Source organism: Serratia silvae, from assembly GCF_023282985.1.
Classification (GTDB): domain Bacteria; phylum Pseudomonadota; class Gammaproteobacteria; order Enterobacterales; family Enterobacteriaceae; genus Chania; species Chania silvae.
In genome coordinates, this window is record NZ_JAGQDC010000003.1 from 425,249 (window position 1) to 443,843 (window position 18,595).

The 18,595-nt window shown below is 55.1% G+C and carries 17 protein-coding genes and 2 pseudogenes; 18 read left to right on the forward strand and 1 reads right to left on the reverse strand.

The features are described 5' to 3' along the window. Nucleotides 1–89 precede the first annotated feature (89 nt). The 12 genes and pseudogenes from KAJ71_RS06390 to nei all read left to right on the forward strand — a co-directional run bounded on the left by KAJ71_RS06390 (nt 90) and on the right by nei (nt 8,850). Nucleotides 90–299: a hypothetical protein gene (locus KAJ71_RS06390; RefSeq protein WP_248944944.1), complete on the forward strand. Its 210-nt coding sequence runs from the start codon at nt 90–92 to the stop codon at nt 297–299. Nucleotides 300–418: 119 nt separating this feature from the next. Further along, the gene (locus KAJ71_RS06395; protein WP_248944946.1) at nt 419–625 is read left to right on the forward strand and encodes a YbfA family protein; all 207 of its coding nucleotides are present in this window, start codon (nt 419–421) and stop codon (nt 623–625) included. Nucleotides 626–783: 158 nt separating this feature from the next. Beyond that, nucleotides 784–915 (forward strand): annotated as a pseudogene (locus KAJ71_RS06400) (DUF1722 domain-containing protein); the annotation flags it as partial. A 15-nt stretch (nt 916–930) separates the two neighbouring features. After that, nucleotides 931–2,361, forward strand: a complete 1,431-nt coding sequence (gene phrB / locus KAJ71_RS06405; protein WP_248944947.1) for a deoxyribodipyrimidine photo-lyase — start codon at nt 931–933, stop codon at nt 2,359–2,361. Nucleotides 2,362–2,378: 17 nt separating this feature from the next. Next, nucleotides 2,379–3,359, forward strand: coding sequence for an MBL fold metallo-hydrolase (locus tag KAJ71_RS06410; RefSeq protein ID WP_248944948.1), 981 nt, complete (start codon nt 2,379–2,381; stop codon nt 3,357–3,359). 17 nt (nt 3,360–3,376) lie between these two features. Further along, complete coding sequence (locus KAJ71_RS06415; protein ID WP_248944977.1) at nt 3,377–4,120, forward strand: type 2 GTP cyclohydrolase I; 744 nt, start codon at nt 3,377–3,379, stop codon at nt 4,118–4,120. 224 nt (nt 4,121–4,344) lie between these two features. Next, on the forward strand, nt 4,345–5,001 hold the full coding sequence (gene pxpB / locus KAJ71_RS06420) for a 5-oxoprolinase subunit PxpB (protein ID WP_248944949.1): 657 nt from the start codon (nt 4,345–4,347) through the stop codon (nt 4,999–5,001). Next, nucleotides 4,995–5,921 (forward strand): 5-oxoprolinase subunit PxpC, encoded by a 927-nt coding sequence (pxpC, locus tag KAJ71_RS06425; protein WP_248944950.1) that lies wholly within the window; start codon nt 4,995–4,997, stop codon nt 5,919–5,921. Before pxpB ends, pxpC begins: the two co-directional genes overlap by 7 nt. Further along, a complete protein-coding gene (gene pxpA / locus KAJ71_RS06430; protein WP_248944951.1) occupies nt 5,918–6,655 on the forward strand; it encodes a 5-oxoprolinase subunit PxpA in 738 nt (245 codons plus the stop codon). Before pxpC ends, pxpA begins: the two co-directional genes overlap by 4 nt. Nucleotides 6,656–6,736: 81 nt before the next feature. Continuing rightward, nucleotides 6,737–7,309: pseudogene (locus KAJ71_RS06435) on the forward strand (DUF969 domain-containing protein); the annotation flags it as partial. Nucleotides 7,310–7,341: 32 nt separating this feature from the next. Next, nucleotides 7,342–7,986, forward strand: a complete 645-nt coding sequence (pcp, locus tag KAJ71_RS06440) for a pyroglutamyl-peptidase I (RefSeq protein ID WP_248944952.1) — start codon at nt 7,342–7,344, stop codon at nt 7,984–7,986. A 72-nt stretch (nt 7,987–8,058) separates the two neighbouring features. Next, the gene (nei, locus tag KAJ71_RS06445; protein WP_248944953.1) at nt 8,059–8,850 is read left to right on the forward strand and encodes an endonuclease VIII; all 792 of its coding nucleotides are present in this window, start codon (nt 8,059–8,061) and stop codon (nt 8,848–8,850) included. Between the two features lie 86 nt (nt 8,851–8,936). On the opposite strand, the gene KAJ71_RS06450 is transcribed toward nei, so the two are convergent. Continuing rightward, nucleotides 8,937–10,226 (reverse strand): citrate synthase, encoded by a 1,290-nt coding sequence (locus KAJ71_RS06450; RefSeq protein WP_248944954.1) that lies wholly within the window; start codon nt 10,224–10,226, stop codon nt 8,937–8,939. 645 nt (nt 10,227–10,871) lie between these two features. On the opposite strand from KAJ71_RS06450, the gene sdhC reads away from it, so the two are divergent. The 6 genes from sdhC (at nt 10,872) to odhB (ending at nt 18,534) form a co-directional block, all read left to right on the forward strand. Then, on the forward strand, nt 10,872–11,261 hold the full coding sequence (sdhC, locus tag KAJ71_RS06455; RefSeq protein WP_024483149.1) for a succinate dehydrogenase cytochrome b556 subunit: 390 nt from the start codon (nt 10,872–10,874) through the stop codon (nt 11,259–11,261). Then, the gene (gene sdhD / locus KAJ71_RS06460; RefSeq protein ID WP_021805273.1) at nt 11,255–11,602 is read left to right on the forward strand and encodes a succinate dehydrogenase membrane anchor subunit; all 348 of its coding nucleotides are present in this window, start codon (nt 11,255–11,257) and stop codon (nt 11,600–11,602) included. The genes sdhC and sdhD overlap by 7 nt, the downstream gene beginning before the upstream one ends. Beyond that, nucleotides 11,603–13,369, forward strand: coding sequence for a succinate dehydrogenase flavoprotein subunit (gene sdhA, locus KAJ71_RS06465; protein ID WP_248944955.1), 1,767 nt, complete (start codon nt 11,603–11,605; stop codon nt 13,367–13,369). A 16-nt stretch (nt 13,370–13,385) separates the two neighbouring features. Beyond that, the gene (locus KAJ71_RS06470; protein WP_179245123.1) at nt 13,386–14,102 is read left to right on the forward strand and encodes a succinate dehydrogenase iron-sulfur subunit; all 717 of its coding nucleotides are present in this window, start codon (nt 13,386–13,388) and stop codon (nt 14,100–14,102) included. Between the two features lie 390 nt (nt 14,103–14,492). Continuing rightward, the gene (gene sucA / locus KAJ71_RS06475) at nt 14,493–17,309 is read left to right on the forward strand and encodes a 2-oxoglutarate dehydrogenase E1 component (RefSeq protein WP_248944956.1); all 2,817 of its coding nucleotides are present in this window, start codon (nt 14,493–14,495) and stop codon (nt 17,307–17,309) included. Nucleotides 17,310–17,319: 10 nt separating this feature from the next. Continuing rightward, nucleotides 17,320–18,534: a 2-oxoglutarate dehydrogenase complex dihydrolipoyllysine-residue succinyltransferase gene (gene odhB / locus KAJ71_RS06480; protein ID WP_248944957.1), complete on the forward strand. Its 1,215-nt coding sequence runs from the start codon at nt 17,320–17,322 to the stop codon at nt 18,532–18,534. Nucleotides 18,535–18,595: the final 61 nt, after the last annotated feature.

Here is an 18,595-nt window from a genome sequence, read left to right on the forward strand (position 1 = left end):
GAGGTGTTGTTTTTGATAGCCTGAGTGTAGGGAGAGCAGTAAAAAGAAGATGAAAAAATAGCGGGGAAGGGTGTAAAAAAAGTATAAAAATGATTGAAATTTCGGCAGAAAACGGCGGTTTTATGCGCTCCTGGCGTTTAGGTTGTTGGGCTGGTGGCGTAAAAATCCGCTCAATGGCGCTTGCAACGGCAAGAAACCACATTTTAACCAATGTTAAGTTAGTTACTAACCATGCCGTAACAAAATTACGTTGTGGCGGCTTTTTTGCGCTATTTTTGTCCATTTTAGTGGTCGGATGAGTTGTAAAATTACAACATATGCGGTAATATTTTGCTCAGTTTCCAATTGGTCTTCATTTACCGTTTTGCATTGCGTCTGGTCCTGACAACCTGACGCGGATGTTTTGAAGGAGGTTCGCATGTCTAACTATCAAGCCTATCCGTTGCATCGGATCCTCCTGCGCCGCAGCGCAGTGGTTCTGGTCGGTGTTATCGCCTTACCGGTTATGCTGTTCCGTGCCGATCGCGCACGTTTTTACAGCTATTTACACCGCGTGTGGTCGAAAACCAGCAATAAACCGGTCTGGCTGCAACAGGCAGAAACGGCATCCTGCGATTTTTACTGATCCAGGCCCGTCGCAATACTACGAACCCTCGCCCTTGTGGCGGGGGTTTTTGCGTTTTAAGCCGCACTAACGCATCAATTATTCTACACTTTTAACATTATCCAGCGGGAGACAAGATCATCGTTTTTCACCGCCGTTATAAACTTTCACTATCGCCGGGGATGCAACCGCTGCTGGCACCGATTACGCTGTTAAAACATGACATGGCCGAATATCCTGATAACTAACTGGCGCAACAGCGCTATTTTGAGCCTTACCCGGAGGCGCTGCGCCTGCGCTATGGGCATTAACCTGCAAGGAATGTTATGACCACTCATCTGGTCTGGTTGCGTAACGATCTACGCATTACCGACAATAAAGCCCTGTCTGCCGCCTGTAGCGATCCGCAAGCCAAGGTGTTGGCGCTATTTATCGCCACTCCTGTGCAATGGAGGCAGCACCAGATGGCACCCCGTCAGGCGGCGTTTATCCACGCTAATCTGTTGCAAGTACAAGCGGCGCTGGCGGCTCGCGGGATTGAACTGATTTGCCATCAGGGCGACGATTTTGCTGGTTCGATTAACTGGCTGGTGCAGTTTTGCCATCAGCAGCAGGTCACGGCCCTGTTTTACAACCGTCAGTATGAAATCAATGAACGTCAGCGTGATGCCCAGTTGGAACAGGCGTTGGCCGGGCAGGTGAGCTGCCACAGTTTTGACGATAGCCTGTTGCTGCCCCCCGGCAGCGTGCAAACCGGCAACGGTGAGATGTACAAGGTGTATACGCCTTTTCGCAAAGCCTTTCTTCAGCGGCTGACCGTGTCCGACGTGAGCTCTCTCCCTGCCCCACGCCCGCGTGGGGAAGCCGTTGAGTTTACCGCAGCAGCAGCGTTCGATTATCCTTTGGCTGAAGTGGGTGAGGGATATCCCGCGGGCGAAGAGGCTGCGCTGCAAAGGCTGCGTGCTTTCTGCCGCGAGCAGGTGCAAGACTATGCGACACAGCGCGATCTGCCCGCCATTGCCGGCACCAGCAATCTGTCACCCTATCTGGCTATTGGCGTGATCTCTCCCCGCCAGTGCGTCAACCGTCTGCGCGTGGAGTGCCCCGATGTGCTGGAAGATCCGCAAAGCGGTGCTTTCTGTTGGCTTAATGAGCTGATCTGGCGAGAATTTTATCGTCACCTGATGGTGGCGTATCCTGCGTTATGCAAGCATCGTCCGTTTATCGCCTGGACGGATAAGGTATGCTGGCAACGCGACGATGCGGCGTTACTGGCCTGGCAACAGGGCAATACCGGTTACCCGATTGTCGATGCTGCCATGCGTCAGCTTAATCAAACCGGCTGGATGCATAATCGCCTGCGGATGATCGCGGCCAGCTTTCTGGTCAAGGATCTACTGATTGACTGGCGCGCCGGCGAACACTATTTCATGTCCCAATTGCTGGATGGCGATCTGGCCGCCAACAACGGTGGCTGGCAGTGGGCCGCTTCTACCGGCACCGATGCCGCGCCTTATTTCCGCATCTTTAACCCGACCACTCAGGGCGAACGTTTTGATCCAAAAGGCACTTTTATCCGTAAATGGTTGCCTGAACTGGCGGATGTACCGGACAATGAGCTTCATCAACCCCATCGCTGGGCAGAAAAGCAGCAGCAGGTACTGAACTATCCGCAGCCGATAGTCCAACACCAGCAGGCTCGACTGGAGACGTTGGCGGCTTTTGAAGCGGCCAAGCGAGGGGGGACTTTAAAGTAACAGCAAGGAGCTTCCTGATGATGAAGAAACTACTGGCCCTGTGCCTGGGCGGCTATTCCGCGTTGGCCGTGGCCGGTTTTGACGTAGTGGCGCTGGGCGTCGACGGTGGCGTCAGCGACGGCAATCTGACTTCTTATCTGATCCGCAGTGATAGCCAGACGCAGTATCTGGCACTGGATGCCGGAACGCTGCTGCCGGGGATTGCCAAAGGGCTGGAAAAGGGCAGTTTTCCACAGGCCACGCCCGAGCTGGCCGCTCCCTACACCCCTCAGGGGTATATTTTTCGACAACTGATTGGCGGTTACTTTATTAGCCATGGCCATCTGGATCACGTTGCTGGACTGATTCTCGGTTCACCGGAAGACAGTAAAAAAACCATTTATGCGCAGGCCGATACCGTATTGACGCTGCGCAATCATTACTTTAACTGGAAAGCCTGGCCCAACTTTACCGATGCCGGTAACGGCTCACGGCTGGGCACTTACCGCTTGCAAACGGTACGCCCACAGCAGCGTGTCACCTTGGGCCTGACCGGTTTGAGCGGCGTGATGTACCCACTTAGCCACGATCGCTACCCCTCTTCGATGTTACTGGTAGCCGACCGTGAAGGATCATTTGCCTACTTTGGCGATACCGGGCCGGACGCGCTGGAGCAGTCACGCAATCTGGATAGCGCCTGGCGCGCGCTGGGGCCGCTGATTGAACAGAAGAAGATGAAGGGCATGATTATCGAAACCTCTTACCCGAACGAGGTGGATGACAAGCATCTGTATGGTCATCTGACCCCGGCCTGGCTATTGAAGGAGCTGAAAAACCTCCAGCAGTACAGCGGCGGAGAGGGCTCGTTAAAAGATCTGCCGGTGATCATCAGCCACATCAAGCCCAGTCTGAAACAGGGGGAGGACGTGCGTGCTACCATCAAACAACAGCTGGATCAGGGCAACGATCTGGGCGTGAAATTTATCCTGATGGAACAGGGCGATCGGCAACAATTTTGAATGAGAGTGAGATGACTATGCGTAACCTCGATCTGGAACATCTGATCAACACCGAACTTAACTGTGCGGCCTTCCAGGACTACGCGCCGAACGGCTTGCAGGTGGAAGGGCGGGCGCATGTGCAGCGCATCGTGACGGGAGTGACGGCCTGCCAGGCGTTGCTGGATGCGGCGGTGGAACATCAGGCGGATGCCATACTGGTGCATCACGGTTACTTCTGGAAAAACGAAGCGCCAGCGGTGCGCGGTATGAAACGTAACCGGCTGAAAACCCTGCTGAGCAATGATATCAACTTGTATGGTTATCACTTGCCGCTGGATGCCCACCCGCAACTGGGTAATAACGCGCAACTGGCGCAGGTACTGGGCATTCGCGTGATCGGTGAGATCGAGCCTTTGGTACCGCACGGAGAATTTGAGCAACCGCTAACTGCCTGCGAACTGCAACAGCGTATCGAAAGCCGTCTTGGCCGCGCGGTGTTGCACTGTGGTGATAATGCTCCTCAGGCCATCCGTCGGGTTGCCTGGTGCACCGGTGGCGGCCAGGGATTTATCGACAGTGCCGCGCGATTTGGCGTTGATGCTTTCATCAGTGGTGAAGTGTCCGAGCAAACTATCCATACGGCGCGGGAGATGGGGGTGCACTTTTTTGCCGCCGGTCATCACGCCACGGAACGCGGTGGGATCAAGGCGTTGGGCGAATGGTTAGCAGAGCATCACGGTTTTGACGTCACCTTTATCGATATCCCCAATCCGGCCTGATTTGCCTATGGGTTCGGTAAAACGAACCCTTTAGCGCTGCTAATCCCTTATTTTCCCGAAGGTTGCTCTCTTGACAGCCGACGTTACGTCCCGCATAACTGATACGCTTTTCAAATAATAAAATACCCTGTGAACTTCAAGTTGCTACCCAGTGACCCGCTCATTCGTTCGTGAGCGGTCAGTCATGCTGCGGCTTGAAACACGACGAGTATAAGGAGATAGGGGTGCAACGAGCACAATATTACCTGCTAGGGGAACGCGCTGTAGTGCTTGAATTGGCACCCCCAGTGACGCTGCAAAGTCAGCAGCGTATTTGGGCATTGGCAGAAAAGATGAATCACCACACTGACGTACGGGAAGTGGTGCCGGGAATGAATAACCTGACGCTGTTGCTGTATACGCCGCAGGCCGATGCCGAGGCGATGCTGGAACTGCTGCGTCAAGGATGGGAAGGTAACGAAAGCCTGGTGCCAGAGTCCCGCGATGTCGATATCCCGGTGATCTATGGCGGCGAATATGGCCCAGACCTGGATGAGGTGGCGCGCCATACCGGCATGACGCCGCAACAGGTGGTGGAATGCCATTCGTCCACCGCGTATGTGGTTTATTTCCTGGGCTTCCAACCCGGTTTTACCTATCTGGGGGGGATGCCGGAGCGTCTGGCCACTCCTCGCCGTGCGGAACCGCGCCTGTCTGTTGCCGCGGGTTCTGTGGGGATCGGTGGCGGCCAGACGGGGATCTATCCGCTGGTCACGCCGGGGGGTTGGCAACTGATTGGCCGCACGCCGCTGGCGCTGTTTAATCCTAATGAAATGCCGCCGACGCTGTTGCGCCCGGGCGATAACGTGCGCTTTGTACCGCAAAAGGGGGGCGTATGCTGAAGATCTTGCGAGCCGGTATTTACACCACCGTCCAGGACCTGGGGCGTAACGGTTTCCGGCGTTTGGGCATCAGCCAGGGCGGTGCTCTGGATATCCCCGCGCTGAAAATAGCCAACCTGCTGGTGGGTAACCCGGCTGAAGCGGCCGGATTGGAGATCACGCTGGGGCAATTCAGTGCCGAATTTACCCATAATGGGTGGATTGCGCTGACCGGTGCGGGCTGCGATGCTCAGTTGGACGGCAAATCTTTGTGGACGGGCTGGCGCTATCCGGTAAAAAAAGGCCAGCAACTGACGCTGAAGATGCCTAAACGTGGGATGCGTAGCTATCTGGCGGTGTCTGGCGGCATCAACGTGCCGGAGATGCTGGGCTCACGCAGCACCGATCTGAAAGCGGGCTTCGGTGGATTGGAAGGTCGACAGTTGAAGGAAGGTGACCTGCTGCCAGCGGGTAAGCCGCAGGCGCTACCGACTACGGTTATTGGCGTGAAACAGCCGCTGTTCAGCAACCGGATCAGGGTGTTGACCGGGCCAGAATATGACGAGTTCAGCCAACAGGCACAGGATGACTTCTGGCGTACCGCCTGGCAGCTCAGCCCGCAGAGTAACCGCATGGGTTATCGCCTGCACGGTGGCAGCGCCCTGATGAGAACCACCGAACGGGAAATGCTCTCGCATGGCCTGATACCTGGCGTCATCCAGGTTCCACACAACGGACAGCCGATCGTCTTGATGGCCGATGCTCAGACTACCGGGGGTTACCCGCGGATTGCCTGCGTGATTGAGGCCGATCTCTTCCACTTGGCGCAGATCCGCCTGGGGGATGCGCTTCACTTTATCCCCTGCACCCTGGCAGAGGCGCAGTGCGCCAAGGCTGAGCAGGATCACTTTATTCAACAGATTGCCTGGGGGGTTCAATGATCGTCGATTTAAATGCCGATCTCGGTGAAGGCTGCGCCAATGATGAAGCGTTGCTGCAGTTGGTCAGCTCGGCCAATATTGCCTGCGGTTTCCATGCCGGGGATGCCCAGACTATGCGCCAATCGGTGCGCTGGGCGTTGCAATACGGTGTGGCGATTGGTGCTCATCCCAGTTTCCCTGATCGGGAAAACTTTGGCCGTACCCGGATGCAGTTACCGGTAGAAACGGTGTATGCCCAAGTGGTTTATCAGTTGGGGGCGCTGGCCGCCATTACCCGTGCTGAAGGCGGCGTGATGGTCCATGTGAAACCGCACGGCATGCTCTACAACCAGGCGGCGGTGGAGCCGGAATTGGCCGAAGCCATTGCTCGTGCAGTGTATGCGGTAGATCCTTCGTTACGCTTGGTAGGGTTGGCTGGCAGTGAGCTGATCCGCGCAGGTGAAAAACTGGGGTTGGCGACGCGGCAGGAAGTGTTTGCCGATCGCGGCTATCAGGCCGATGGAACATTGGTGCCTCGTGGGCAACCTGGGGCACTGATCGCCAGTGATGAACTGGCATTGCAACAGACGCTGGAAATGGTTCGCCACCAGCGTGTACGTACCGTTGAGGGGGGCTGGGCCTCCGTCAAGGCTGAAACCGTTTGCCTGCATGGCGACGGCGAACATGCGCTGGCCTATGCCAGGAAGCTGAGAGAGAGCTTTGCTCAGCAGCAGATTGGCGTCAGTGCCGCATAAAAAAATAATTATTACAGCAAACACAACATTGCCCGTAAGACCAAAGGGCGACAAGGGGAAAGTTAATATGGAACAAACCCACTGATAGGCATCGCTGCCATCGTGGTTGGATTTGTATTACGTTTTAACCCGGTGCTGGTGGTGATCGCCGCCGGTATTATCACCGGGCTGGCGGCGTTGATGCCGCTGGATGTCATTTTGGAAAAGCTCGGCGAGGGTTTTCTCAATACCCGTAACCTGCCGCTGCTCCTGCTGTTACCGTTGGCGGTTATCGGTCTGTTAGAGCACCACGGCTTGAAAGAGCGTGCGCAGGCGTGGATTGCAAAAATCAAAAGCGCCACCGCTGGGCGCTTGCTGATCGTCTATCTGTTTGTGCGTGAAGTGACTGCCGCCATGGGCTTGACCAGCCTGGGTGGACACCCGCAAATGGTGCGTCCGTTGTTGGCTCCGATGGCGGAAGGGGCGACGGAAAGCCGTTATGGTGAACTGCCGGAACGCGTGCGTCATCGTCTGCGAGCAATGTCTGCGGCAACCGACAACGTTGGCCTGTTCTTTGGTGAAGACATTTTCGTCGCCTTCGGCGCGATCATCTTCATGCATAACTTTATGCTGGAATCCGGCGGCATCCAGACCGAACCACTGCACGTATTCCTGCTCTATTTCTTGATGTTCCTCTAGGAGAACGCATGCAGAAAGTATTGATTACCGGCTTTGAGCCGTTTGGCGGCGAACGTGTCAACCCATCCTGGGAGGTGGTGAAGCAGCTTAACGATCTGGAGCTTGGTGGGGCACATATTATCGCGCGCCAGCTACCTTGCGTCTTCGGTGAGGCGTTGACTGTGTTGAACGCGGCCATTGATGAAGTTCAGCCAGCGATGGTGTTGGCAATCGGCCAGGCGGGCGGGCGCACCGACATCACGCTGGAGCGCGTCGCTATTAACGTCGATGATGCGCGTATTCCCGATAATCAGGGGCAACAGCCGATCGACCAGGCCATTGTGGCAGATGGCCCGGCGGCCTATTTCAGCACCTTGCCGATCAAGGCGGTGATGAATGCGATGCGTGAGGCTGGCATTCCGGCCTCGGTATCACAAACCGCTGGGACCTATGTCTGTAACCATGTGATGTACGGTCTGTTGCACCGCTTAAGCGGACAGCAGGCGGTGAAGGGCGGCTTTATCCATATTCCTTACCTGCCTGAGCAGGCGGCACAGCATCCTGGTGCGCCGAGTATGGCAGCACAGACGGTGCTGTTTGCTTTGGAAATGGCGATTTCGATTGCCTTGCAGGTAGAACATGACTTGAGAGTGGTGGGTGGCGCCACGCACTGAGGTCATTTATGCTACCTCCATGTTAATCCTAGGGTTCGGCTTGCCGGACCCTTTTCAATCAAGGAGTTGTCCATGCCAGAAGGGCCGGAGATCCGCCGGGCGGCAGATAAGCTGGCGGCGGTGATGATCGAGCAACCACTGACCGAAGTCTGGTTTGCTTTCCCCCAATTGAAACACTATCAGGTCGCGCTGGTCGGTGAACGTATCACTGCCATCGAACCGCGTGGTAAAGCCTTGTTAACCGATTTCTCCAATGGTTTGACCATGTACAGCCACAACCAGCTTTACGGCGTGTGGAAGGTGGTGCGGGCGGGCGAAACGCCAGAAACCAAGCGCGATCTGCGCGTGCGACTGGAGACGGCCGAGTGGGCGATCTTGCTGTACAGCGCTTCGGATATCACCATTGTGCCGCGCGGTGAGATAGAGCAACACCCGTTTTTAAAACGTATTGGCCCCGACGTGCTCAATATGGCTTTGACCGTAGAGCAGGTGGAACAGCGGTTGTTATCGCCGGCGTTTTGTAAGCGCCAGTTGGGTGGGATGCTGCTGGATCAGTCTTTTCTGGCTGGCCTGGGTAACTATCTGCGAGCCGAGATTTTGTGGCAGGCAGAACTGGCACCCAAGCATAAGCCGCAGGATCTCACCCCTGATGCGTTGCATAAGTTGGCGCAGGCGCTGTTGGATATTCCGCGTATTTCTTACCACACCCGTGGCCAGGTAGATGAAAATCGTCATCACGGCACGTTGTTCAGCTTCAAGGTGTTTCATCGCAGCGGTGAGCCTTGTCCGCGCTGTGGGGCGATGATCGAGAAGACGGCGCTAGCGTCACGTCCGTTCTATTGGTGTCCGGTTTGCCAGCGGTAACCCATAAAAAACGCTGCCAGTGAGGCAGCGTTGAGTTGACAAGGTCATTAGCCGAGTTGGGGCGAATATTACGCCCCTGCTGAAGCTTACTTCTTAACCTGAGATTTGAACTCACGCTCGGCATAGCCGGTATACAGCTGGCGTGGACGAGCGATCTTGATGCCTTCGTCGTGCATTTCGTTCCAGTGGGCAATCCAGCCAATGGTACGGGCAATAGCGAAGATCACCGTAAACATGGAAGAAGGAATACCCATCGCTTTCAGGATGATACCTGAATAGAAGTCGACGTTCGGGTACAGTTTCTTCTCGATGAAGTACGGGTCGTTCAACGCGATGTGTTCCAGCTCCATCGCCACCTGCAGCAGGTTGTCGTCTTTCTTGTTCAGCTCTTTCAGCACTTCGTGACAGGTTTCACGCATCACGGTAGCACGTGGGTCGTAGTTTTTGTACACGCGGTGGCCAAAGCCCATCAGACGGAACGAGTCGTTCTTGTCTTTAGCACGTTTGATGAACTCAGGGATGTGCTCAACGGTTTTGATCTCTTCGAGCATCTTCAGTGCCGCTTCGTTGGCACCGCCGTGCGCTGGGCCCCACAGGGAAGCGATACCGGCCGCGATACAGGCAAACGGGTTAGCACCGGATGAACCGGCAGTACGCACGGTGGAGGTGGACGCGTTCTGCTCATGGTCGGCGTGCAGGATCAGAATACGATCCATGGCGCGTTCCAGCACCGGGTTTACCACGTACTCTTCGCAAGGTGTAGCAAACATCATTCGCAGGAAGTTACCGGCGTAAGACAGATCGTTGCGCGGGTAAACAAACGGCTGGCCGAGGGAATACTTGTAACACATCGCGGCCACGGTAGGCATTTTGGACAGCAGGCGGAACGCGGTGATCTCACGGTGACGTTCGTTGTTGACGTCCAACGCATCGTGATAGAACGCTGCCAGGGCACCTGTCACGCCGCACAGCACCGCCATTGGGTGTGAGTCACGGCGGAAACCACGGAACAGATGGGTGATCTGGTCGTGGATCATGGTGTGGCGGGTTACCGTGGTTTTGAACGTTTCAAACTCTTCAGCGCTCGGGGTTTCGCCGTACAGCAGGATATAGCACACCTCCAGGTAGGAGGAATTTTTTGCCAATTGCTCAATCGGGAAGCCGCGGTGCAGCAGGATACCTTTGTCGCCGTCGATAAACGTGATTTTTGATTCACAGGAAGCGGTAGAGGTAAAGCCGGGATCAAATGTGAAATAACCTTTGGAGCCCAGGGCGCGTACGTCAATAACATCAGGGCCCAGTGAAGGGGTGAGTACGCCCAGTTCGATCGGAGCTTCGCCGTTGTTGATGCTTAGCGTCGCTTTCTTATCAGTCATTTACAGTCTCCTTAACGCCTTATTTTAAAAACCTCTAACAACTGAAAGACCTTAAATCTCCGCAGGTTGCCCGCAATAAAATCGAGCGAACGCTAACTCTGTGAGCGACAGCGCATTTGCGCCGGTAGGGGACAGAGTACGCACCAGGCGAACAAGACGGGTTAGCAGCCGTTAACGATTCATCGGGATTCGTTATTTTCTTTTAATCATTACCTACGATCTGTTTGGAATTTTAACCACATACACTATTGCTACACTCTTGCATAACTTGTGCCCAGGGGGAAGTGTATCCGGTGACCGCTAGTGCATCATAGGGTTGATTGCTACCCTATTTGTAATGGAAATGTTGATCTCTTGTCAAATCAGATAATTAATTTAGTGCTAAATGTAATAATCGTGATCTAAATCACTGTTTTGGGGAAATGTGACTAAAGGGATTGTATGGGAATTGTAATAAGAATGTGAACCTCCTATACTGCCGCCAGGTCTCCGGATTACCCTGAAGTAGGAGCACCCAGCGTTATTGCTACGCGCCGTTTAAGCACTAGGATGTCAATGTTTGAGCGCGTGAGGTGTAAGAGTGAAAACTCTTGACGCTGTCTGATCCCCACCCAGGTCCGGAGGAAGGAAAATAATAAGAGCTGTGTGGGCAAAACCGTGAAAAAACAAAGACCTGTCAATCTGGATCTGCAAACGATCCGGTTTCCTGTAACTGCGATAGCGTCCATCTTACACCGAGTCTCTGGCGTAATTACTTTCGTTGCCGTGGGCATTCTCCTCTGGCTGCTGGGTATCTCTCTCTCTTCTCAAGAGGGCTTCCTGCACGCTGCCGCCATCATGAATAGCTTCTTCGTGAAATTCATTTTCTGGGGGATCCTCACCGCGTTGGCCTATCACATTTGCGGTGGCATTCGTCACTTGTTAATGGATTTTGGCTATATCGAAGAGAGTTTAGCCGCAGGTACCCGTTCTGCCCAGGTGGCGTTCGGTCTGACCGTCGTGCTGTCAATTCTGGCTGGAGTCCTCGTATGGTAAGCAACGTTTCTGCATTAGGACGTAACGGCGTACACGACTGGTTGTTACTGCGTGCTTCCGCTATCGTCATCACCCTGTATGTTCTCTATATCCTGGGCTTCGTCGTGACGGCCCCGGACATCACCTATGAAATCTGGCGCGGCTTCTTCGCCACCTCCATTACGAAGGTATTCACCTTGCTGACATTGCTGTCGATCCTGGTTCACGCCTGGGTGGGAATGTGGCAGGTGCTGACGGACTATATCAAGCCACTGGCGTTACGCCTGGTGCTGCAACTGGCGATTGTCGTCACGTTGCTGGTCTATTTACTGTACGGAACAATCGTAGTGTGGGGTGCTTAAATGAAACTGCCAATCAGAGAGTTTGATGCAGTTGTTATCGGTGCTGGTGGCGCAGGTATGCGCGCGGCGCTGCAGATTTCCCAGGCAGGCTCAACCTGTGCCCTGCTTTCCAAAGTATTCCCGACCCGTTCCCATACCGTGTCTGCACAAGGCGGCATTACCGTAGCCTTGGGCAATAACCACGAAGACAACTGGGAATGGCATATGTACGACACGGTGAAAGGTTCCGACTATATCGGTGACCAGGACGCCATTGAATATATGTGTAAAACCGGCCCGGAAGCGATTCTGGAGCTGGAACACATGGGCCTGCCGTTCTCCCGTCTGGACGATGGCCGCATTTATCAACGCCCGTTTGGCGGCCAGTCACTGAACTTTGGTGGCGAGCAGGCGGCCCGTACCGCTGCGGCGGCAGACCGTACCGGCCACGCGCTGTTGCATACCCTTTATCAGCAGAACCTGAAAAACCACACCACCATCTTCTCCGAATGGTATGCGCTGGATCTGGTGAAAAACCAGGATGGTGCGGTAGTCGGTACCACCGCTATCTGTATCGAAACCGGTGAAGTGGTGTACTTCAAAGCCAAGGCAACCATTCTGGCGACCGGTGGGGCAGGCCGTATTTACCAATCCACCACCAACGCCCACATCAATACCGGTGACGGTGTCGGTATGGCGCTGCGTGCCGGTGTACCGGTGCAGGATATGGAAATGTGGCAGTTCCACCCAACCGGTATTGCCGGGGCAGGTGTACTGGTTACAGAAGGCTGCCGTGGTGAAGGTGGTTACCTGCTGAACAAACATGGCGAACGTTTCATGGAACGTTATGCGCCAAATGCCAAAGATCTGGCGGGCCGTGACGTAGTGGCGCGTTCGATCATGATTGAGATCCGTGAAGGCCGCGGTTGCGACGGTCCTTGGGGCCCACACGCCAAGCTGAAACTGGATCACCTGGGTAAAGACGTGCTGGAGTCTCGCCTGCCGGGCATTCTGGAACTGTCCCGTACCTTCGCCCACGTCGATCCGGTGAAAGAGCCGATCCCGGTCATTCCTACCTGCCACTATATGATGGGCGGTATTCCGACCAAAGTGACCGGCCAGGCGCTGACCGTGAACGAGAAAGGCGAAGACGTGGTGATCCCGGGCCTGTTCGCGGTAGGCGAAATTGCCTGCGTATCGGTACACGGCGCCAACCGTCTGGGCGGCAACTCGCTGCTGGATCTGGTGGTGTTTGGTCGCTCTGCCGGTATGCACCTGCAAGAGTCGTTGGCAGAGCAGGGCGATAGCCGCGATGCCAGCGAATCGGACGTCGAAGCTTCGCTGGATCGTCTGAACCGTTGGAACAACACCCGTTCTGGTGAAGATCCGGTGGAAATTCGTAAGGCACTGCAATCCTGCATGCAGCATAACTTCTCGGTGTTCCGCGAAGGTGATGCGATGGCGAAAGGGTTGGAAGAGTTGAAAGTGATCCGTGAACGTCTGAAGAACGCACGCCTGGATGATACCTCCAGCGAATTCAACACCCAGCGCATCGAATGCCTGGAGTTGGATAACCTGATGGAGACCGCGTATTCCACCGCCGTGTCGGCCAATTACCGTACCGAGAGCCGTGGCGCGCATAGCCGCTTCGACTTCCCGGAGCGTGACGATGCCAACTGGCTGTGCCATTCGCTGTATCTGCCGCAATCGGAAAGCATGACGCGTCGTGAAGTGAACATGCAACCGAAGCTGCGCGCGGCATTCCCGCCGAAAGTGCGTTCTTACTAATTGCGGAGCTTGATTGATGAAACTTGAATTCTCTATCTATCGCTACAATCCAGATGTCGATAGCGCCCCGCATATGCAGGACTACAGCCTGGAAGCGGAAGAAGGCCGTGACATGATGCTGCTGGATGCGTTGATCCAGCTGAAAGAAAAAGATCCGACCTTATCGTTCCGCCGCTCTTGTCGTGAAGGTGTGTGTGGTTCAGACGGCATCAATATGAACGGTAAGAACGGTCTGGCCTGTATCACACCGATCTCGTCGTTGCGTAAAGGCAACAACAAGATTGTGATCCGCCCACTGCCAGGATTACCGGTGGTGCGCGATCTGGTGGTGGATATGGGGCAGTTCTATACCCAATATGAAAAGATCAAGCCGTTCCTGATTAATGATGGCAAGAATCCCCCGGCGCGTGAGCACCTGCAAACGCCGGATCAGCGGGAAAAACTGGATGGATTGTACGAATGTATTCTCTGTGCCTGTTGCTCCACCTCTTGCCCATCGTTCTGGTGGAACCCTGACAAGTTTGTTGGCCCGGCCGGTCTGTTGGCGGCGTACCGCTTCCTGATCGACAGCCGTGATACGGAAACTGAAGCACGATTGGATGATCTGAACGACGCTTTCAGTGTTTTCCGCTGCCATAGCATTATGAATTGTGTCAGTGTATGTCCTAAGGGTTTGAATCCGACCCGTGCAATTGGTCATATCAAGTCTATGCTGCTGCAACGCGGCGCATAAACAGAACGAGATGCTGCGCCGGTGCTTTTTCCGGCGCACATCCCAAGAGGGGATCTCTAAAAACTGACCCGTGATTGTGGTTACAGGCAATCAGGTTTGTCCCGCCGGTTTTTAGAGGTTCCTTGTAAGGGGCCGCAAGGTCCAAAACAGAACGTGCATTTAAACTTGTAGGTTTTTTACCCTATGAATTTCAAGTTACAGTTAGGCGCCTAGCTAGCTCATCCCCAGGAGCTTACTTGAGTAAGTGACTGGGGTGAGATAGTGCAGGTAACAACGCTGTAGCTTGAAAGGCGACGGGTATAAGCACGTCTAGTGAACCGTTAAGCGTACCATTACGGTAATTATGTTAACCACGGCGAAAACTGAAGCTTTAAAGCTTAAGGGATCAAAATGCAGAACGGCGCAATGAAGGCCTGGCTGGATTCCTCCTATCTGGCGGGCGCGAACCAGTCCTACATAGAGCAGCTCTATGAAGACTTTTTAACCGATCCGAGTTCCGTTGAAGATAGTTGGCGTTCGATTTTCCAGCAACTACCAACTGCGGGTGTTAAACCCGATCAGCTCCACTCCCAAACGCGAGATTACTTCCGCCGCCTGGCGAAAGATTCTGCTCGTTATAACACCACCATCAACGACCCTGAAACCGATGCCAAGCAGGTCAAGGTATTGCAGCTGATCAACGCCTTCCGCTTCCGTGGGCATCAGCATGCCAACCTCGACCCGTTGGATCTGTGGAAACAGGATCGCGTTCCCGATCTCGACCCGGCGTATCACAACCTGACCGAAGCCGACTTCCAGGAAACCTTCAACGTGGGTTCTTTTGCCATCGGCAAAGAAACCATGAAGCTGAGCGATCTGTACGCGGCGCTGAAGCAGACCTACTGCGGTTCGATCGGTGCCGAGTATATGCACATCACCAACACCGAAGAGAAACGCTGGATCCAGCAGCGCATTGAATCGGTCGCGGGGCGTGCCAGCTTCACCACCGACGAGAAACGCCGTTTCCTGAGTGAACTGACGGCAGCCGAAGGGCTGGAGCGCTACCTGGGTGCCAAATTCCCTGGAGCCAAACGCTTCTCGCTGGAAGGTGGCGACGCGCTGGTGCCGATGCTGAAAGAAATGGTGCGCCACGCGGGCAAAAACGGTACGCGTGAAGTGGTGCTGGGTATGGCCCACCGTGGCCGTCTGAACGTGTTGATCAACGTGCTGGGTAAAAAACCGGCCGATCTGTTCGACGAGTTTGCCGGCAAGCATAAAGAACACCTGGGCACCGGTGACGTGAAATATCACCAGGGCTTCTCTTCCGACGTGGAAACCGAAGGCGGCATGGTTCACCTGGCGCTGGCGTTTAACCCGTCGCACCTGGAAATCGTCAGCCCGGTCGTCATGGGGTCTGTACGTGCCCGCCGCGACCGTCTGGACGAAGCGCGCAGCAACATGGTGCTGCCAATCACCATCCACGGTGACGCGGCAATCACCGGGCAGGGCGTCGTTCAGGAAACCCTGAACATGTCGCAGGCTCGCGGTTATGAAGTTGGCGGCACGGTGCGTATCGTCATCAACAACCAGGTTGGCTTCACTACCTCTAACCCGTTGGATGCGCGTTCCACCCAGTACTGTACCGATATCGCCAAGATGGTGCAGGCCCCAATCTTCCATGTGAACGCCGATGATCCGGAAGCGGTGGCCTTTGTCACCCGTCTGGCGTTGGACTTCCGTAACACCTTTAAACGTGACGTGATGATCGATCTGGTCTGCTACCGTCGCCATGGGCATAACGAGGCCGATGAGCCAAGTGCTACCCAGCCGGTGATGTACCAGAAGATCAAGAAACATCCAACGCCACGCAAACTCTACGCTGACGTGCTGACCGAACAGAAGGTTGCCAGCCTGGAAGATGCCACGGAAATGGTCAACCTGTATCGCGATGCACTTGACCGCGGTGACTGTGTGGTTGAAGAGTGGCGTCCGATGAACCTGCACTCCTTCACCTGGTCGCCGTACCTGAACCATGAATGGGACGAAGAGTACCCAAGCAAGGTTGAGATGAAGCGCTTGCAGGAACTGGCTCGCCGCATCAGCAGCGTACCGGAAGCGATCGAAATGCAGTCGCGCGTTGCGAAAATCTATGGCGATCGTGCCGAGATGGCCGCTGGCAACAAACCGTTCGACTGGGGCGCGGCGGAAACGCTGGCTTATGCCACCATGGCAGATGAAGGCATCCCGATCCGTATTTCCGGTGAAGATGCTGGCCGTGGCACCTTCTTCCACCGTCATGCGGTGGTGCACAACCAGAAAAATGGTTCTGTCTATGTCCCGCTGGCGAATATCCACAGCGGCCAGGGCGAATTCAAAGTCTGGGACTCGGTGCTGTCTGAAGAAGCCGTTCTGGCTTTCGAATATGGCTACGCCACCGCAGAGCCGCGTACCCTGACCATCTGGGAAGCGCAGTTTGGTGACTTTGCCAACGGTGCTCAGGTAGTGATCGACCAGTTCATCAGCTCCGGTGAGCAGAAATGGGGCCGCATGTGTGGCCTGGTGATGCTGCTGCCGCACGGTTACGAAGGTCAGGGCCCAGAGCACTCCTCTGCGCGTCTGGAACGTTACCTGCAGCTGTGTGCAGAACAGAACATGCAGGTGTGCATCCCGTCTACCCCGGCACAGGTCTATCATATGTTGCGCCGTCAGGCGTTGCGCGGTATGCGCCGTCCGCTGGTGGTGATGTCACCGAAGTCCTTGCTGCGTCATCCGCTGGCAGTCTCTTCTTTGGAAGAACTGGCAAACGGTACTTTCCAACCGGCAATTGGTGAAATTGACGAGCTGGATGCCAAAGCGGTAAAACGCGTGGTGCTGTGTTCTGGTAAGGTTTATTACGATCTGCTGGAGCAACGCCGCAAGAACGACCAGAAAGATGTGGCCATCGTACGTATCGAGCAACTGTATCCGTTCCCGCATCAGGCCGTTCAGGCGGTATTGGAACAGTATGCCCACGTGCATGATTTCGTCTGGTGTCAGGAAGAGCCGTTGAACCAGGGTGCCTGGTATTGCAGCCAACACAATTTCCGTGAAGTGATCCCGTTTGGGGCCTCTTTACGTTACGCAGGACGTCCAGCCTCTGCCTCTCCGGCGGTGGGTTATATGTCCGTACACCAGAAGCAGCAACAGGCTCTGGTGAATGACGCGCTGAATATTGAAGAAAAAATTTAAAGGAAAGCAAATGAGTAGCGTAGATATTCTGGTTCCTGATCTCCCTGAATCCGTTGCCGATGCGACCGTCGCCACCTGGCATAAAAAACCGGGTGACACCGTTCAGCGTGACGAAGTGCTGGTTGAAATTGAAACCGACAAAGTGGTATTGGAAGTGCCAGCCAGTGAAGCTGGTGTACTGGAAGCGATCCTGGAAGACGAAGGCGCAACCGTGACTTCACGCCAGCTTCTCGGACGTATCCGTCAGGGTGATAGCTCTGGCAAGCCGACCGAAGTGAAAGCTCAGAGCGTTGAGTCTACTCCGGCACAGCGCGCAACCGCCAGCCTGGAAGAAGAGAGCAACGACGCACTCAGCCCGGCGATCCGCCGCCTGATTGCCGAACACGATCTCGATGCCGCCGCTATCAAGGGCAGCGGCGTGGGTGGCCGTATCACGCGTGAAGACGTAGAAACGCACCTGGCTGCCAGCAAGAAAGCGGCGCCGGCTGCAGCCCCAGCGGCAGCACCTCAGCCAGCCTTGGGCGGCCGTAGCGAAAAACGTGTTCCTATGACCCGTCTGCGTAAACGCGTGGCCGAGCGCCTGTTGGAAGCGAAGAACAGCACCGCGATGCTGACTACCTTCAACGAAATCAACATGCAGCCGATCATGGATCTGCGCAAGCAGTACGGTGAAGCCTTCGAAAAACGCCACGGTGTACGTCTGGGCTTTATGTCCTTCTACATCAAAGCGGTAGTCGAAGCGTTGAAACGCTTCCCGGAAGTGAACGCCTCTATTGACGGTAGCGACGTGGTTTACCACAACTACTTCGATATCAGCATCGCGGTATCGACTCCACGTGGCCTGGTAACCCCGGTACTGCGTGACGTTGACTCCATGAGCATGGCGGACATCGAGAAGAAAATCAAAGAGCTGGCGATCAAAGGCCGTGACGGCAAATTGACCGTGGAAGAGCTGACCGGCGGTAACTTCACCATTACCAACGGCGGCGTGTTCGGTTCATTGATGTCTACCCCGATCATCAACCCACCGCAGAGCGCCATTCTGGGTATGCACGCCATCAAGGATCGCCCAATGGCGGTCAATGGTCAGGTCGTGATCCAGCCGATGATGTATCTGGCTCTGTCTTACGATCATCGTCTGATCGATGGCAAAGAGTCGGTGAGTTATCTGGTGACGGTGAAAGACATGCTGGAAGATCCGGCTCGTCTGCTGCTGGACGTTTAATCCCTGCAAGGGCGCGGTTTTTGCCGCGCCCACACCCTGTGCTATGTGGCCGATAAGTCAT